The organism is Streptomyces sp. NPDC052236 (genome assembly GCF_044548015.1).
In the GTDB taxonomy this organism is placed as follows: domain Bacteria; phylum Actinomycetota; class Actinomycetes; order Streptomycetales; family Streptomycetaceae; genus Streptomyces.
On sequence record NZ_JBIUBL010000001.1, the window covers coordinates 314,525 to 329,688 of the forward strand.

Genomic DNA, 15,164 nt, shown 5'->3' on the forward strand with positions numbered 1-15,164 from the left:
GCCCGCGGCCATTCCCCGGAGGTCGCCTCGCGAAAGCGCTCGGCCGCGTCCCCCGCGGACCCCGCGGGGGACGCGGAACATGGGAACGGGGGAAACCGCTCTAATCTGGCGCTTCAGGCGCGAGTCGAGGACGACACGCAGGCTGGTCTTCATGGCGGGGGACCGTCCGCGTACGAGGCCGTCCGCTCAGCCTGACCGACGCACTACCAATGTGTCCGTCAAACCGAAGCAGGAGCCGTCACCCGGCTTTAGTGAAACGGTGCCACCAGTGGCGGCGCCGCGGATGCACCGCGCGGCCCAGCCAGAGGCCGACCAGCAGATAACCCAGGAGAGCACCCGTGGTGTTGAGCAGGACATCATCGATGTCGAAGGCGCGCCCGGTAATGAACATGCCTTGGACGAGTTCGACAAGCATCATGACGAAAGCGGTGACCACCGCTACGCGGACCAGCCCTCGTGTTTGGGGCACCAACACCGGCAGCAGCACACCGAACGGCATGCCCAGCACGATATTGCCGCCGAGCTGCTTGACTGTGTCACGGAAATCGGGCTGCGCGAGATAAGCACGGATGGAGTCACCAGGGCGCAAATTACTGTGTGTCAACGCCACAGATGCTGCCGAGGGCTCCAGAGTCAGCCGGGCCAGCACCACCCCAAATGCCACCATCCCCGCGAAGGCCAGCAGCATGGCCAGCACCCGGACGGGTGCGGACAGCCGAGGTTTTCCGGGAACCCGGTTCCCGGATTTCTTCGCGGTCCTGACGCGCACGCCCGTCTGCCGCCGCTTCGGGGACGCCGGTCGCGCTCGAGTTGTCATCGGCGGCTGTAGCCGTGGCGGCGACCAGAACGGCGGGACTTCCGGCCCTTGCTCCGGCCTTCGAACTGATGGAAGGCAAACAGCACGATTGCCGCACCGGCAATGGCGGTGACCCACGTGGAAAGGTTGAAGAACCCCTGGGTGCTATCGATGTGGAACAACTGTGTGGCCAGGAACCCGCCGAGCAGTGCTCCCCCGATGCCGATCAGGGTGGTGATGATCAGTCCATGAGAGTCCCTGCCGGGGACCAGCATTTTGGCGACCATTCCGGACGCAAGTCCGAGAACTATCCAGGCGATGACACCCATGACCTACTCCAAACAAGCGGTGAACCCAGGTCTGCGAGGGACCGGACCGGTTTCCGGGCTGGACAACGCAGATGTCCAGCCACGCACGAGTACCCCGACACGACGGCATACTCGTTCACTCCACAGCCAAGCCCACCCGCACCGGGCGGGAAAGAAGCGATCCCGGAACAGCCCATCTCAACAACCGATCACCACCAGGAACAGAAGCCTGGAAAGCGGGTCATCCACTCCCACATGGAGCGACCGGCACCGCCCCGGCCGGTGACCGTCAGTCAATCCCGGTGCGGCCGCGACGGAAACGAGCAACCCCTGCAAGGTCCATCACCGAATCCGATTGCCCGTCTTCCAGGGCCATGGCATGGCAGTAGTCTTACCGGCACAGTCGGTGCCGCCGGCAAGGGGGTGGCAGGGAGTGGAGCTGCGCCAGCTCAGCTACTTCGTCACCTTGTCCGAGGAACTGCACTTCGGCCGGGCGGCGGCCCGGCAGCACATAGTGCAATCGGCGCTCAGCCAGCAACTGCAACGGCTGGAGCGTGAACTCGGGGTCCGCCTGGTGGAGCGGAGCACGCACCATGTCGCACTGACTGCTGCGGGGGCGGTGTTCCTGGTCGAGGCGCGGCAGATCCTCGCCCACGTGGGACGCGCCGCGGAGATCGCCCGTAGAGCGGTTGGCGCGGCGCCCGCCCTGCGGGTCGGCATCATCGATGCCGGCTACGACTCGATGCCGCAGATCCTGCACGAGGTGCATGCCAGATACCCCGACCTGGTGATCCACCAAGTCGAGGCCGGTGTGCCCGAGCAGTATCAGCAACTCATCGACGGCCGACTGGACGTGGGCATCGGCAGGGCGGTACTCGCTCCGCCACAGGTCGCCTCGCAGGTGTTCCGCCACGACCCGCTGGGCGTCATGGTCCCCAGCGGCCACCGGTTCGCGGCGATGGACGGCATTCCGGTCGCCGTCCTGGCCGAGGAACCACTGCTGCTCGCCGAGGAAGTGCAGGCACCGGAGTTCAACCAGTTCACCGTCGAGATGTGCCGGGCCGCCGGCTTCACGCCCACCGTCTACGAAGGCACCGTGGAGAGCATCCGCGCCGCCGTCGACCTCGTGGCCCAAGGACGGTGCCTGTACTGCGTGCCCGCGTCCTGTATCTCCGCGCTCCCCGGGGCCATCTGGCGACCGCTCATTGAACCGGCGTCCTACTACCCGTGGTCCGTCCTGTGGCGCGCGAGCGACGACTCCGACCACGTACGCGCCATCGTCAACTGCGCACGCACCATGTCCGAGAAGCTCCGCTGGCTCGTCACCACGGACCAGACCACGGGCTGAATTCCCGACCGGCCGCCGGCCCGGGTTGTCATCGGCGGACGCGGTCGAGGCCGGAGCATTGATAACGCCGCCAACCGCCCGGACCTGGGCACGGCGCTTGGCGCAAGCTTCGCTTGGGCCGACTGTCGCGATCCGCATCGCCCGCAGGCTGGACACAGAAAGCAAGGAAACAGGCGCCCGTACAAAAGTACGTGCACCCGATCACGGCACCCAGGCTCAGAAACTGGGACATAACCCCCGATCCCATTCCCGCATTCTCCCAAAGAGGTTGCAGGAAGCGGTGGGCTGTCTGTTGTCAGCCCGCGCTCATCCATGCATCTGGACGGGGCGCCAGCACTGCGGAGACCACCGTGTGGGACGAGGTCATGACATCGACCACGAATCGCAGGCGCCCGATGTCGAGTCGGCGCAGGGCCGGACCGTGGTCGGCGACGACGACGAGAGAGACCGCGAGCAGAAGAAGTCGCCACAGGGCCATCACCGGCCGGCGCATTGCGCGGGGCAACTGCGCCAGGGAGGCGTGCAGCCGCTCGCAGTGGAACGGGACGTGGCGCTGCTCGTCGGACAGGATCCGCCCCGCCACATCCGCGGTGAGCGAGTCGTCGGTGCCATCGCGCAGGGCCCGGTAATAACGCAGCGCCACCACTTCCGCGATCATCAGCACCAGCAGTTCCATGCGTAGGCCCATGAGACGCCGCAGCCGTACGAAGACCACGTCGCTCCAGTGCCCGGTCAGCGTCGGCATGCCCCCCGCAGCCAGCAGCCGAGCAAGTAGACGGGCGTGGTTCTGTTCCTCGGCGACGAAGAGCCGGACCGCCTGCCCGTAGTCGGTGTCACCGGCCTGGTCCGCTTTGCCGACGAGGTTGGCGCCGTCACCGTCCTCGCCGACCTGGAAGCGCTGGATGCTGGCCCACACCGCCGGATGCAGCGTCGCGCTTTGCCCCCAGTCCGGATCACCCTGGGCGCGCCTGCGCTCGCACTCGTCCTCGAACCGCCTTGTCCACTTGGCGAAGCCGCCCGTATGCACCCGGTCTCCCCTCTCGGGGACACAGCCACCGTGCCCCGGAGAAGGAAGACGCAGGCGGATACCAAACCGTTCCACTGCTGCCAGGTGCCCACAGTTCACGGCAGCCCGAGGATCCCCCGGTCGTAGGCGATGGCGACGGCGGCAGCGCGGTCCTTGGCGCGGAGCTTGCCGTAGACGTGCGTGAGGTGCGTCTTGACGGTCGCCTCGCTGATGAACAGAATCGCGGCGATCTCGCGGTTGGAGGTTCCCTTGGCGACGAGACGCAGCACGTCTTGCTCGCGGCTGCTCAGCTTGTCGTTGCCAGGGGTCCTCACCCGGGTGACCAGCCGGGTCGCGATCGCCGGGGACAGCACGGTCCGGCCCTCGGCGGCGGCCCGCACGGCGCCGAACAGCTCATCGCGCGGCGAGTCCTTGAGCAGGTAACCGGTCGCGCCCGCCTCGATTGCCGGGATGGTGTCGGAGTCGGAGTCGTACGTGGTGAGCACGAGCACCTTGGTCCGCGCGCCGCGGCGGGACAGCCGGCTGATCGCCTCGACGCCGCCGACGCCCGGCATGCGCAGATCCATCAGGACCACGTCGGGGTCGAGGCGGGTGACCTGCTCGACCGCCTCGCGCCCGTCGGCGGCCTCGCCCAGCACGGTGAAGCCGGACGACGCCTCGAAGATGGCGCGCAGGCCGTGCCGCACGACGGGGTGGTCGTCGGCGATGACGAGGGTGATGGCGAGCACAGAAGACGCAGCTGACGCTGAGGGCTCAGTCATGACGCACCAACGGCACTCGGACGGAGACCGCGGTGCCGAGGCCCGGCTCCGACTCGATGACGACGGTCCCGGCGACCCGCTCGGCGCGGGCCCGCATGCCGCCGAGCCCGAAGCCGCCGGTGTCGCCGCGCGGGGGAAGACGGCGCGGGTCGAAGCCACGGCCGTCGTCCCGGACGTCCAGGCTCACCTCGTCGTCCATGTACGAGAAGGTAGCCCCGGCCCGCCCGGCGACGGCGTGCCGCCCGACGTTGGCGAGCGCCTCCTGGGCGATGCGGAGCAGGGCGGCCTCGACCTCGTCGTGCAGCAGCTCGGCGACACCGGTGACGGTGAACTCGGCCCTGACGCCCGACTCGGCCGACCAGCCCACGACGAGCTTCTCCAGCGCGGTGGGGAGGGGGTCGTGCTCCAGTTGCCCGGGGCTGAGGTCCTGAACCGAACGGCGGGCCTCCCCGAGGCTCTGCCGGGCGAGGGCCGAGGCGCGCTCGATGTGGTCGCGGATGGCCGCGGGGTCGGCACCATCGGCTGCCGCCTGGAGCTGGGTGACCACCCCGGTCAGTCCCTGTGCGATGGTGTCGTGGATCTCGGCGGCCAGCCTTCCGCGCTCGTCGGCGACGCCCGCCTCCCTGGCCTGCACGAGCAGCTGGGCGTGCAGGCCGGCGTTTTCCCGGAGTGCCTGCTCCAGGCGGGCGTTGGTGTGCCGCAGCTCCGCCATGGCCGCCGCCTTGGCCGCGGCCTGCTCGGCTTGCTTGACGGTGATGCGGTCCAAGCCGAGGGCGATGCCGGAATGGAGCGCCAGCAGCGCGACGAACGCCAGCCAGTACATGCGCTCGGCGGGCGGTAGGCCGCCGGCGTTGGAGCCGGCCATGGTGACCGCGGTGGCGAACAGCGCGGGGCGCACCAAATGGCGGGGCAGCAGCACATCGGCGTCGAAGTAGCCGAGCAGCGCGTACGTGGCGAAGACCGGGTTGCACCAGATGAGCGCGAAGCCGAGCAGCCACCGAACGGCGTAGTAGGCCTGGTTCGCCGTGCCGCGCGGGGGCCGGTGTCTGCCGGCCGAGCTCCACCACACCTGGAGCGCGAGCGCCGCCGCCGCCAGGGCGATCGCCGCGTACCTTTCCCCCGGGGTCATCAGCGCCTGCGCGCTGATGACCGAGAGCGCCGCTCCCAGCCCCAGCAGCGCGTACGGCCAGCCGTGTGAGACCACGAGCCGCCACGGCTCGCCGTCCGGCGCGGTCGTCCCGCGTTGCGGCGAGTTCGTCCGGTCGGCCGTCGCGTCAGTCGGCATGTCGTCGGCCATCCGTCCCGGTCATTCCCAGCGGAACCAGCGGGCGGACGCGCCCGCCAGTATCACGGTCCACGCCAGCACCACCGTCAGGTGCGGCAGGCTCGGCCACGCGCCGGAAGAAGCCTGGTCGAGCGCCTGAGAAGCGGCGCCGAACGGGGTGAACTCCACGATGCGCCGCATGGTCTCGGGCATGGCCTGGACCGGTACATACACCCCCGCGGTGAATATCAGCGGGAAGAAGATGATCGTAGCAGCGGCGGTACACGCCTTGGCTGTGCGCGACAGGGCTGCGATGAGGGCCCCCATGACGAGCGCGCCAAGCGCCACCAGGACCAGCGTCACCGTGTAGCCGGGGATGTTGGCGGGCAGGGCGACCCCGTACAGGAGCCGGCCCAGGGCGATGGCGAGCATTCCCGCGGCCAGGGACGCAACGCCGTGCACGATCACCTGGGACGCCAGCAGCGACACCGGCCGGACCGGTGTGGTGGACATGCGGCGCAGGATGCCCTGTTCGCGGTAGCTGGTAAGGACCGGTGGCATGGACTGGATGCCCGCCATGATCAGGCCGAGGAGCACGATCACCGGGACGTAGAGGTCGATGATCCGTGCGCCCTCAGGGGCGGAGCCCTCTGCTCGGTTGGACGGGACGAGTCCCACCAGTACCAGCAGCAGGAGCGGAAACGCGACAACCCAGAACAGGCTGGCCGGCTCGCGGCGGAACAGCCGCGCCTCGGCCCTCAGCACAGCGACGGACGCCGCGACGGATGCAGAGATGGACGCAGACATGTCAGGACTCCTTGTCGGTGAGGCCGAGGTAGGCGTCATCGAGGGTGGTGCTCTCCACGCGCAGGTTTCGACTGTCTCGTCGGTTCCGTGGACGACCAGCCTGCCGTTGTCCGAACGCCGTACCTCGCCGACCGCGGGGAGCGCGGCCAGCGCCTCGTCGTTCGCCGGCCGCGAGGGGGTGAAGGAGATGACCGTGGAACTCTCGGCGTTCCCGATGAGGCCCTCGGGAGTGTCCAGCGCGGCCAGCCTGCCCGAGCGGAGCACGGCCACGCGGTCGCACAGGTGCTGCGCCTCCTCCATGAAGTGGGTCACGAGGAGCACGGTCACGCCATCGTCCCGCACGCTCCTGATCAGTTCCCAGGTGTCACGCCGGGCACGCGGGTCGAGCCCGGCGGTCAGCTCGTCGAGTACGACCACCTTCGGGTCTCCGATGAGGGCGAGCGCGATGAAAAGGCGCTGCTTCTGCCCTCCGGAGAGGTTCCCGAAGCGGGCGTCGAGCCGATCCGCCAAGTCGAGCCGCCCGGCCAACCCGCGCCAATCCGCCGGGCGCGGGTAGAAGGCGCTGTAGAGCTCCAGCAGCTCGCGAACGGTCAACTTGCCCTGGAGCGCGCTGTCCTGAAGTTGTACGCCCAGCAGCCCGGTGACCCGCTCCTGGTCGGCGGCCGGATCCAGGCCGACCACCCGCACGCGGCCCGCGTCGGGCTTGCGCAGCCCTTCGACGCACTCCACGATCGTGGTCTTACCCGCGCCGTTCGGGCCGAGGATCCCGAAGATCTCGCCTTCCTCGACGGTGAAGGACACCCCGTCAACAACGGTCCGCCCCCCGTAGGACTTCCGCAGCCCGTCGACTTCGATGATCGCCATATCCTGAGGATCCCCGCCGTGCCCGCGGCGGGCATCGCCCATCTCGCGGGAACCGGCATCCGCCGATCAGTTGATACCGGCGTCAGACCAACGACCGGTCTCCTGTTGAAGCCCGGGAGGTACGGTGAACCGCCCGCCCCTTGATCCCCACCGAGGTTCAGCTTCCAGCCAGGCGGCCCGCCCGGCCACGGCACAGGTGGGCAGTGCCTGACGCCGCCTTGGCCGCTCAGGCGGGGACGGGCTCCTGGGCAGCATCGTCAAAGGGGGGATAGCTCTCGCTGCCCATTCGCTCGGCCGCATCAACGTAGCCGGCAAGAGCGTCGCGGGATTGAGCGAGCCTTTCCATCTGGTCGTCCAGTCGCCGCAGCCGTGACCGCATCGCGGCCAGCAACTCGGGACACCCGAGCAGCTCAGGGGCCTCTCCGACCGCACAGGGCAGCAGGTACGCGATGTCTTCGGAGGACAAACCGGCACCAAGCAGATGCCGGATCTGCTTCACCCGCAGCACGGCGTTCTCGTCGTAGTCGCGGTAACCGTTCGCGCCGCGGTCTGCCTCCAGCAGGCCCTGGGCCTCGTAGTAGCGCAACTGATGGGCGTTGACGCCCGTCCGACGACTCAGTTCCCCGATCAGCATCGAAACCCCACTTGACCTTCACACCGGTATCAACGTTGACGATGCTGCCATGAAAAACAAAACCGCTACACCCGTGACAGTCATCGGACTCGGACTGATGGGCCAGGCACTCGCCGGCGCGTTCCTGAAAGCCGGGCATCCCACAACCGTGTGGAACCGTACGACCTCCAAGGCCGACCAACTGGTGGCCGAGGGTGCACGGCTGGCCCCAACGGTTGCCGGCGCACTCAAGGCAAGTTCCCTGACGATCATCTGCGTCACCGACTACCAGGCCGTGCACGAGCTGCTCGGCGCGAGCGATATCGAGCTGGACGGCACGATGTTGATCAATCTGACCTCGGGCGACTCGACCCAGGCCCGGGAAGCCGCCCAATGGGCCGAGCAGCACGGCGCCCACTACCTGGACGGCGCCATCATGGCCATCCCGCCGGCGATCGGGACCGCCGAGGCGATGATTCTGCACAGCGGGCCGCAGTCGTACTTCGAGGCACACAAGTCAGCACTCGACGCGCTCGGCACCGTCACCCACCTTGGTGCGGACCATGGGCTGGCGTCCCTGTACGACGTGGCCGGCCTGGCCATGATGTGGAGCGTCCTGAACGCCTGGCTCCAGGGCACTGCCCTCCTCAGGACGGCCGGTGTCGACGCCGCGACGTATGCGCCGTTTGCGCGGCAGATGGCTGCCGGTGTGGCCGAATGGCTGCCCGGGTATGCCGAGCAGATCGACAGCGGCTCCTTCCCGGCCGAGGTGTCGGCCCTGGAGACCGACGCGCGGGCGATGGCGCACCTGATCGAGGAGAGCGAGGCGGTGGGTGTCAACGCCGAACTGCCGAAGTTGTTCAAGGCGATGGCCGACCGCTCGATCGCCGCCGGACACGGTGGGGAGCAGTATCCCGTGCTGATCGAAGAGTTCGGCAAACCCCAGGACGACTGAGCGATCCCTACACCGGGATCGTTTGGCGGGGTGGTGGTGATGCCGAAGATCCGTGATCTGTCGCGTAACGAACGGCTGCGGTTGGAGTGCGTCCGGTTGCCGGGTCGGGGCCTGACCGTGGTGCAGGTCGCCGAGGTGTCGTTCACCAGCAACGACCGGGTCCGCGATGTGATCCACAACGCGATCGTCTTCGACGGCTTTCCCTGCGCCTGACCACGAAGACGTGCCGAGCGTTTCCGGGTCTCTCAGTCCACGGACCAACGGTGGGCGAACAGCTACCGCGACCTCAGCGAGGGGGATGGCCGACCGCTCCAGTCGGCCGATCCGGCGGGGGCGGCTCAGGGCCCAGGACGAAAGGGTGACCCGTGCGATGGAGTGACCGCGTCACAAGATACGGTCCCTCTCTCGGCGCGTCGATCACGTATCCGCGCCGTATCAGGGAGGGAAAAAATGCGCACATCATTGCTGCGGCGCCTGGCCACGGCGGCCACAGCACTGGGGCTCACCTCGCTCGGGCTCCTCGGCGCGGGCGCGGCGCCGGCGCAGGCCGCGATCAGCGACTGCCCGGCTGGCTACTTCTGTGCCTGGAAGACCGCCGACGGCACGGGCACGATGTTCAAGACGAACACGAACCAGGCGACGCTGGGGACCTGGGACAACACGTTCCGGTCGGCCGTCAACCACACGTCCCTGTACGCCTGCCTGCACGAAGACCCGAACTACGGCGTCGTGGGCAACGTCTCTACGCGGGACCCCGACCCCGCAGGTACCGAGTGGGGCAATCCGGGTCCCTCCGTCAGCTCGGTGAAGCTCGTCCCCACGGCGCGGGAATGCGTCTTGCCCGCCTACCCGGACTGGTACGCGGCGACCGCACCCCAGGCCGCGGGCTTCGGCGACATGAACGCCGACCGGCGGGCGGACGTTCTCGTCCGGGACACGGCGGGTCGCCTCTGGTTCCTGCCCGGTGACCAGACCGGACGGCTGGTCGGCAGCGGCGGCTGGAACGCCTTCAACGCCCTCAGCCGTCACGGTGACTTCAGCAGTGACGGCCGAGAGGACGTGATCGCCCGGGAGGCCTCCACCGGCAAGCTCTGGCTCTACCGCGGCACCGGGACCGGCAGCCTCGGCGCGCGCCAGCTGATCGGCAGCGGCGGCTGGAACGCCATGAGCCGGATCGTCGCGTTCGGAGACCTGTCCGGCGACGGCCGCGCGGACCTGCTCACCGTCGAGAAGTCCACCGGCAAGCTGTGGCTGTACCCAGGCACCACGACGGGCGGCCTCGGCGCGCGCAAGCTCCTCGGCAGCGGCGGCTGGAACGGGATGAACGCCCTGGTCGGGGCGGGCGACATGAACGGCGACGGCCGCGCCGACCTGATCGCCCGTGAGGCCTCCACCGGCAAGCTCTGGCTCTACCCGGGCATGGCCGGCTACCTCGGATCCCGGGTGCTGATCGGCAGCGGTGGCTGGAACGTCATGGATTCCGTCCTCGGCGTCGGCGACTTCACTGGCGACGGCCGTTTCGACCTCGCCACCGTCACCAATTACCGTTACCTCAGCGACGAATGCCGGGGAGTCGGTTGCCTGCTCCTGTACCCCGGTCGCGGTACCGGCGCGCTGGACCCGGCCACAGCGGACAGTGGGGACTGGTGGGGCCTGAACGGCACCTTCTGACCCACGGTGAGGGCCTTCGCTTCCGGGCGAAGGCCCTTTCGCGAAACCGGACTTGTCGTAAGAGAGGGTCGGCTGATGCTGAACGGCGACCGGACCGGGTCAGCGGGCCGGTCCGCCGCGGCGGGTTCGTCTGGTCTGTCGCAGCGAAGGTTGGGCACTGCCACAGAAGGTTTGCGGTTGCGCAGCCAGGTCCACGCGGCGGCCGGTGAGGATCTTGAGGTCGGTGACGGTCTCGTCGCCGGTCCGTAAAGGACTTGGCGCTCCTGGGGCAGGCCCGAGCGTGAGGGCTACTCGGCGGGCAGGGCCTCCCGCATCGCCTTCGCGGTGGAAGTCGGGTCGTAGCCCTCGGGGACGCCTTCGAGCAGGATGATGTCGCCCTCGATGTGCCGCGAGCGTAGCGGTGCGATCTCCTGGTATGCGGGAGAGTCCCACCAGCTCTGCGCCTCGGCGATCCCGGGGAAACCGATCATCACGACGTTCCCGGGCCAGGTGCCCTCCTTCACCTCGTGCTGCGTGGCGTGCACGAGGAAGCGGCCGCCGTATGGCTCGAAGGTGGCGGTGATGCGCTCGATGTACTCAGCGATCTCCGGATGCGGGGCGGCCTCTTGCAGGTTTGCTATGACGTAGGCGGGCATGGTGTCCTTTCGGTCGGTCGGGCTCCGTACACCGGCGATCATGGCAGGGCGGATGCGCCGGGGTCGATGACCTGACAGGTAAGCGTCCCCGGTTCGGGGCGCGGACCTGCCTCCTCGGCCGGCGCAGTGACCGCGTCCACTCATCGGCCTGTGACGATCAACCGATCCACCCGCTCGAGAACAGGCTCCAGCCCGACCCGGCGGGCGCGCTGGAGACCGTTGCGCGTCGGACCGGTGCGGTTGACGCAGGTCCGTCAGGTCCGTCAGGTCCGCCGGCCCTGTCGCTGCCCGCTGCCCTTGCGAAGACCGAGGCCGGCGCCGAGGGCGACGACGCCCATGCCGATGGAGGTCGTGATGCCCTGCGCACCGTCGGCTGTGAACCTGTGGGAGCCAGCCCTGGTGGGGCTCACCACATCTGGTCTCGTGGACATCCCCAGGCTCCCCCGGCAGGGGCTCCGCGGTCGTGCGCCTGCCGACAATCCCCGCTACTGAGAACGCAGTACGCCGGAGGGCGCGTAGTGCGGACTGCGCTCGATCCGCTTTGCCGGACATGTGAGATCAGGGCTTCTGACCGTTCGGCCGTGGTGGAGTTGGCCACGTCGCGGCGGGAGAGTCGCCGGTTGCGCGAGAACGTCGACGTCCGTGCCGGGTAGCCGCGGCCGGAACGGTCATGCCGACGTCATCCCCGAGCGCGCCCGCGAGGTGGGCCTACGGCCGACGGTGGCCGACCTGTCCGGGGTGGCCCGCCGGGGCAGCTCGCGCACACGCTGTCTGGTTTCTCGTCGATCATCGACAGCGCCCGAGCCGAGGGCCCGCGGGCGGGCTACCCCCGCAACGTGACCGTCGTGGTGCCCGAACCGACCGGGCCGACTCGCAGGACCGTTCCGGTCAGGTCGGTGAACGACGACACCTTGGCGCTTCCGTCGCTCCCCGAGGTGGCCGCCGCCACCCGGTACGCCGTCGGGTCGGCGTCACCGATCTCCAGCTCCAGCACAGCTCGGGTGTTGGTCGGCAGGGTGACCTTGAGCGAGTGCGTTTCGGCGGTACGGCGTACCGAGACCGAGACCGGGCCGCGCAGCGACGGGACCGTACCGTCGGCCTCGTTCAGACCGCCGGTCCTGGGCCGGATCAGGAAGCCGGCCGCGCCCGCCTCTGTGACCTGTACGCCCAGTACATGCCGGGCGACGGCATTGGCGGGGGCGGAGGCCCACGCGTGAGAGAGCGTCATGTTGGGCTTCAGCGACGGATCCCAGGCCTCGGTGACGATGGTGGCCTTCAGGCCGTCCAGCATGTGCAGCCAGGAGTTGGTGGCCTTCGAGGTGAGCAGCGCGAGAGCCGCGTCGGCGCGGCCGAGCCGGAACAGGGCGTCGAGCAGGAACTGCGCCCCGTACACGCTCACCTTCATGCCGCCCGCGGCCAGGGTGGCGCCGAGCCTGACCAGCACGTCCTCGTCCAGGGCGTCGGCGACTCCGAGAGCCACCGGGAAGGCGGTGGCGTGCTGGGCGCTGTGGGTGGTGCCGGCGCCGTCGACGAACCTGCCCGCCGAACTGTCGAGCAGGGTGTCGCGCATGCCGGCGGCCAGGGTGTCGGCCCGGTCGCGCAGAGCCGTGGAGTCGTCGGCCTTGCCGAGGACGGCGGCGCACTTGGCAAGCGCGTCGAAGGCCGCGTACTGGAAGGCGTTGATGACGGTGTTGACGTTGGTGAAGACGTAGCCGTCGCGGCTGGCGGCGGGCCAGTCGACGAGGTCGCCGAGGTTCTGGCTGGTGGAGCCCGGCGACTTGTGGACCAGGCCGTCGGAGCCCAGATAGGAGGTGAGGTTCTTGGCGGCGAGCAGGTCGTAGTCCTTGGAGAGCTGCCTGTCGTCGCCGGTGGCGAGGTAGTCCTCCCAGGCGGATATCGCGCACATCAGCCGGTACTCGGTGGGCCAGGTGCCCTGGCGTACCAGGTAGTCGTTCGACCACCGGGCGAGCGCGTAGGAGCGCTGTACGCCGTACTCGGACAGTTGGTTGATCAGAGCGTCGCCCTCGTAGGGGCCGCGTTCGCGGGTCGGAGTGTCCGTGTAGAGGTCGCCGCGGGTGGCCTCGATGGAGTAGCGGCAGAGTTCCCAGACCCGGTCGAGGCCGGGGTCGGAGCTGCTGAAGGAGGTCTGGGAGTCGTCCCAGTCCAGCTTCCAGGCGCGGCCGGTGACGGTTGCCGCGGAGAGATCCAGGGAGGCGGAGGTCCGCAGCTCGGCCCAGCGGAAACCGCGGTAGCCCCAGTGCTCGAAGCGCTGGGCCCCGTCGCGCAGGGTCCACACCTCGCGGTAGGTGTTGGTGGCGCGCAGCACATGCTTGACGGTGCCGTCGGTGTTCAGCTCCTCGCCGAGGCGCACCTCGACGGTGTCGCCCGCGCTTCCGGTGATCGCCAGCGCCAGTCCGCCGACGATCTCCCGGCCCAGGTCCACCAGCCAGCGGCCGTCGGCCACCTTGGTCACCGAGGCCGGGGTGACGTCGTGCAGCCGTACGGGTTCGATCCGCGCGGGGACGAGGCCGTCGATGGCATCGCGGGAGGCGGGCGTGTGCCAGTCGCTGTCGTCGAAGCCCGGTTCGGTCCAGCCGACGGGCTCGTGGCGCAGGTCCCAGTACTCCTGCGGGACCGTGAAGTAGCTGCTGCCGGCGCTGCCCTTGGCGGGCAGCAGACCGGCCTGGCGGCGGGCCTTCCAGTCACTGCCGGAGCCGACGGTGGCCCGGCTGCCGTCGGCGTAGGTGATCTCCAGCTGCGCCAGGAACTTCTGCTGCGAGGTGGTGTGGCACAGCGCGGCCAGGGCGTTGGCCCGGCCGGAGCGCAGGGTGCCGGCGATGTCGAAGGCCTGGTACGCCACTCCGGTGCCGGAGCGCACCGAGGCGTAGCCGACCAGGTTGCCGTTGCTCCACAGCTTGGCAACGTACTGGCGGGCGGGGGTGGCGGAGGTGGCGGCGACATAGAGCACGGCGGCGGCGATGTCCTTGCCGCCGGCCAGGTCGTACTCGTGACGCAGCAGCGCCCAGGTGTTGTCGGCGCCGTAGGAGGAGAGCGAGGAGGCCCCGGTGGGGAAGGTGAGCACCCCGCCCGAGACGGTGCCGGCGGAGAAGGTGCTCTTGTCGGAGGCGAAGTCGTCCGCCAGCAGCACGGTGCCGTCGGCGGCGGTGAAGCGGACGCTGTCGTACACCTGCGATTCGGCGGAACCGTTGCGCAGACCGACGTTGCCCGAGGTGTACCGGGTGTGGGTGGTGGTGTCGACGACGGTGCCGTTCACGGTGGTGGTGAAGGTGGAGCCGGTCATGGTCACCGAGAGGTCCACCCACTGTCCGGTGCTGACCGGGAAGGGCAGCGTGACCTCGCCGAGGACGCTGTAGGTACCGCCCACGCACACATGCTTGCGCAGCACGCCGGCGGTGCCACCGGCGCGCAGCTGCCACATGTAGTTGTTGGCCGTGTTGGTGGCGCGGAACCACACCCCGGCGGCCACCGTGTTGATCTTCAGCCGGGTGGCGAAGGTGCCGTCGGTCATGGTCGGCCCGGCCGGGGCCCAGATGGGCTCCGCCTCCCACTCGTTCTCCACCGAGGTGGCCAGCAGCACCGGCTCCGACCAGGACGACCGCTTGTTCTTGTCCGCCCAGCAGGCGACCCGCCACCAGTAGGCGGTACGGGGCTGGAGCGCCGGTCCGTCGGGGGCCACCGCGGTGGAGGCGACGGAGGCCACCTTGCCGCTGTCCCAGAGCAGCTGGTCGTCCTCGAAGCCGGTCGGGGTGGCGGCGAGCTGCAGCTGGTAGGCGCGCTGGACGGTGCCGGCGCCGAAGTCGGGGACCTGCCAGCTGAACCGCGGCTGCCGCCCGGCGGTGGCCCCAAGGCCCTGCGGCAGCAGGTCGGTCAGCATCCCGGTGGGTGCGGGGGGCCTCCCGGCGGGCGCGCCGACGGCTCGGGCGGCGGCTGCTGCCCGAGGCCCGGTGAGGACGACGGAGGCGGCCACGGCGCCCCCCAGCTGGAGGACACTTCGGCGCGACAGTCGTCTGGGCATGCTGCACCTCGGGGTGAAAGGTTTCAGTCGGATGCCCAGGAGGTTAGAGGCCTGCACAGAAGGGGGTCAACAGTTGGAC

The 15,164-nt window shown here is 69.3% G+C and carries 14 protein-coding genes and 1 pseudogene; 4 read left to right on the forward strand and 11 right to left on the reverse strand.

Features of this window, described 5'->3' with window-relative positions; genetic code table 11:
• Positions 1 to 238 precede the first annotated feature (238 nt).
• Positions 239 to 817: a VanZ family protein gene (locus ACIHCQ_RS01510; RefSeq protein WP_399656663.1), complete on the reverse strand. Its 579-nt coding sequence runs from the start codon at positions 815 to 817 to the stop codon at positions 239 to 241.
• Complete coding sequence (locus ACIHCQ_RS01515) at positions 814 to 1,125, reverse strand: GlsB/YeaQ/YmgE family stress response membrane protein (protein ID WP_399656665.1); 312 nt, start codon at positions 1,123 to 1,125, stop codon at positions 814 to 816. The genes ACIHCQ_RS01510 and ACIHCQ_RS01515 overlap by 4 nt, the downstream gene beginning before the upstream one ends.
• Positions 1,126 to 1,537: 412 nt before the next feature.
• Here ACIHCQ_RS01515 and ACIHCQ_RS01520 point away from each other — a divergent pair, with 412 nt between their 5' ends.
• Positions 1,538 to 2,452: a LysR family transcriptional regulator gene (locus ACIHCQ_RS01520; protein ID WP_399656667.1), complete on the forward strand. Its 915-nt coding sequence runs from the start codon at positions 1,538 to 1,540 to the stop codon at positions 2,450 to 2,452.
• 295 nt (positions 2,453 to 2,747) lie between these two features.
• Here the strand turns inward: ACIHCQ_RS01520 and ACIHCQ_RS01525 are convergent, their stop codons facing one another.
• From ACIHCQ_RS01525 to ACIHCQ_RS01550, 6 genes and pseudogenes are all read right to left on the reverse strand, one after another.
• The gene (locus tag ACIHCQ_RS01525) at positions 2,748 to 3,479 is read right to left on the reverse strand and encodes a ferritin-like domain-containing protein (RefSeq protein ID WP_399656669.1); all 732 of its coding nucleotides are present in this window, start codon (positions 3,477 to 3,479) and stop codon (positions 2,748 to 2,750) included.
• A 95-nt stretch (positions 3,480 to 3,574) separates the two neighbouring features.
• Positions 3,575 to 4,240, reverse strand: coding sequence for a response regulator (locus ACIHCQ_RS01530; protein WP_399656671.1), 666 nt, complete (start codon positions 4,238 to 4,240; stop codon positions 3,575 to 3,577).
• Positions 4,233 to 5,537, reverse strand: a complete 1,305-nt coding sequence (locus tag ACIHCQ_RS01535; protein WP_399656674.1) for a sensor histidine kinase — start codon at positions 5,535 to 5,537, stop codon at positions 4,233 to 4,235. The genes ACIHCQ_RS01530 and ACIHCQ_RS01535 overlap by 8 nt, the downstream gene beginning before the upstream one ends.
• 9 nt (positions 5,538 to 5,546) lie before the next feature.
• Positions 5,547 to 6,350 carry an ABC transporter permease gene (locus ACIHCQ_RS01540; RefSeq protein WP_399656676.1) on the reverse strand — a complete coding sequence of 268 codons (804 nt, stop codon included), beginning with the start codon at positions 6,348 to 6,350 and terminating at the stop codon, positions 5,547 to 5,549.
• A pseudogene (locus tag ACIHCQ_RS01545) lies at positions 6,313 to 7,175 on the reverse strand (ABC transporter ATP-binding protein). The gene ACIHCQ_RS01540 and the pseudogene ACIHCQ_RS01545 overlap by 38 nt, the downstream one beginning before the upstream one ends.
• A 226-nt stretch (positions 7,176 to 7,401) precedes the next feature.
• The gene (locus ACIHCQ_RS01550; protein WP_399656678.1) at positions 7,402 to 7,809 is read right to left on the reverse strand and encodes a MerR family transcriptional regulator; all 408 of its coding nucleotides are present in this window, start codon (positions 7,807 to 7,809) and stop codon (positions 7,402 to 7,404) included.
• Positions 7,810 to 7,858: 49 nt separating this feature from the next.
• Here ACIHCQ_RS01550 and ACIHCQ_RS01555 point away from each other — a divergent pair, with 49 nt between their 5' ends.
• From ACIHCQ_RS01555 to ACIHCQ_RS01565, 3 genes are all read left to right on the forward strand, one after another.
• Entirely contained in the window at positions 7,859 to 8,743 is an 885-nt protein-coding gene (locus ACIHCQ_RS01555; protein ID WP_399656680.1) for an NAD(P)-dependent oxidoreductase, read from the forward strand.
• 39 nt (positions 8,744 to 8,782) lie between these two features.
• Positions 8,783 to 8,956 (forward strand): hypothetical protein, encoded by a 174-nt coding sequence (locus tag ACIHCQ_RS01560; protein WP_399656682.1) that lies wholly within the window; start codon positions 8,783 to 8,785, stop codon positions 8,954 to 8,956.
• 237 nt (positions 8,957 to 9,193) lie between these two features.
• Complete coding sequence (locus ACIHCQ_RS01565) at positions 9,194 to 10,414, forward strand: FG-GAP-like repeat-containing protein (protein ID WP_399656684.1); 1,221 nt, start codon at positions 9,194 to 9,196, stop codon at positions 10,412 to 10,414.
• Between the two features lie 287 nt (positions 10,415 to 10,701).
• Here ACIHCQ_RS01565 and ACIHCQ_RS01570 read toward each other — a convergent pair whose 3' ends face one another.
• The 3 genes from ACIHCQ_RS01570 to ACIHCQ_RS01580 all read right to left on the reverse strand — a co-directional run bounded on the left by ACIHCQ_RS01570 (position 10,702) and on the right by ACIHCQ_RS01580 (position 15,085).
• Positions 10,702 to 11,049 (reverse strand): DUF1330 domain-containing protein, encoded by a 348-nt coding sequence (locus ACIHCQ_RS01570; protein ID WP_399656687.1) that lies wholly within the window; start codon positions 11,047 to 11,049, stop codon positions 10,702 to 10,704.
• 263 nt (positions 11,050 to 11,312) lie between these two features.
• Positions 11,313 to 11,480: a hypothetical protein gene (locus ACIHCQ_RS01575; protein WP_399656689.1), complete on the reverse strand. Its 168-nt coding sequence runs from the start codon at positions 11,478 to 11,480 to the stop codon at positions 11,313 to 11,315.
• A gap of 392 nt (positions 11,481 to 11,872) precedes the next feature.
• Positions 11,873 to 15,085, reverse strand: a complete 3,213-nt coding sequence (locus ACIHCQ_RS01580; protein WP_399656691.1) for a family 78 glycoside hydrolase catalytic domain — start codon at positions 15,083 to 15,085, stop codon at positions 11,873 to 11,875.
• Positions 15,086 to 15,164: the final 79 nt, after the last annotated feature.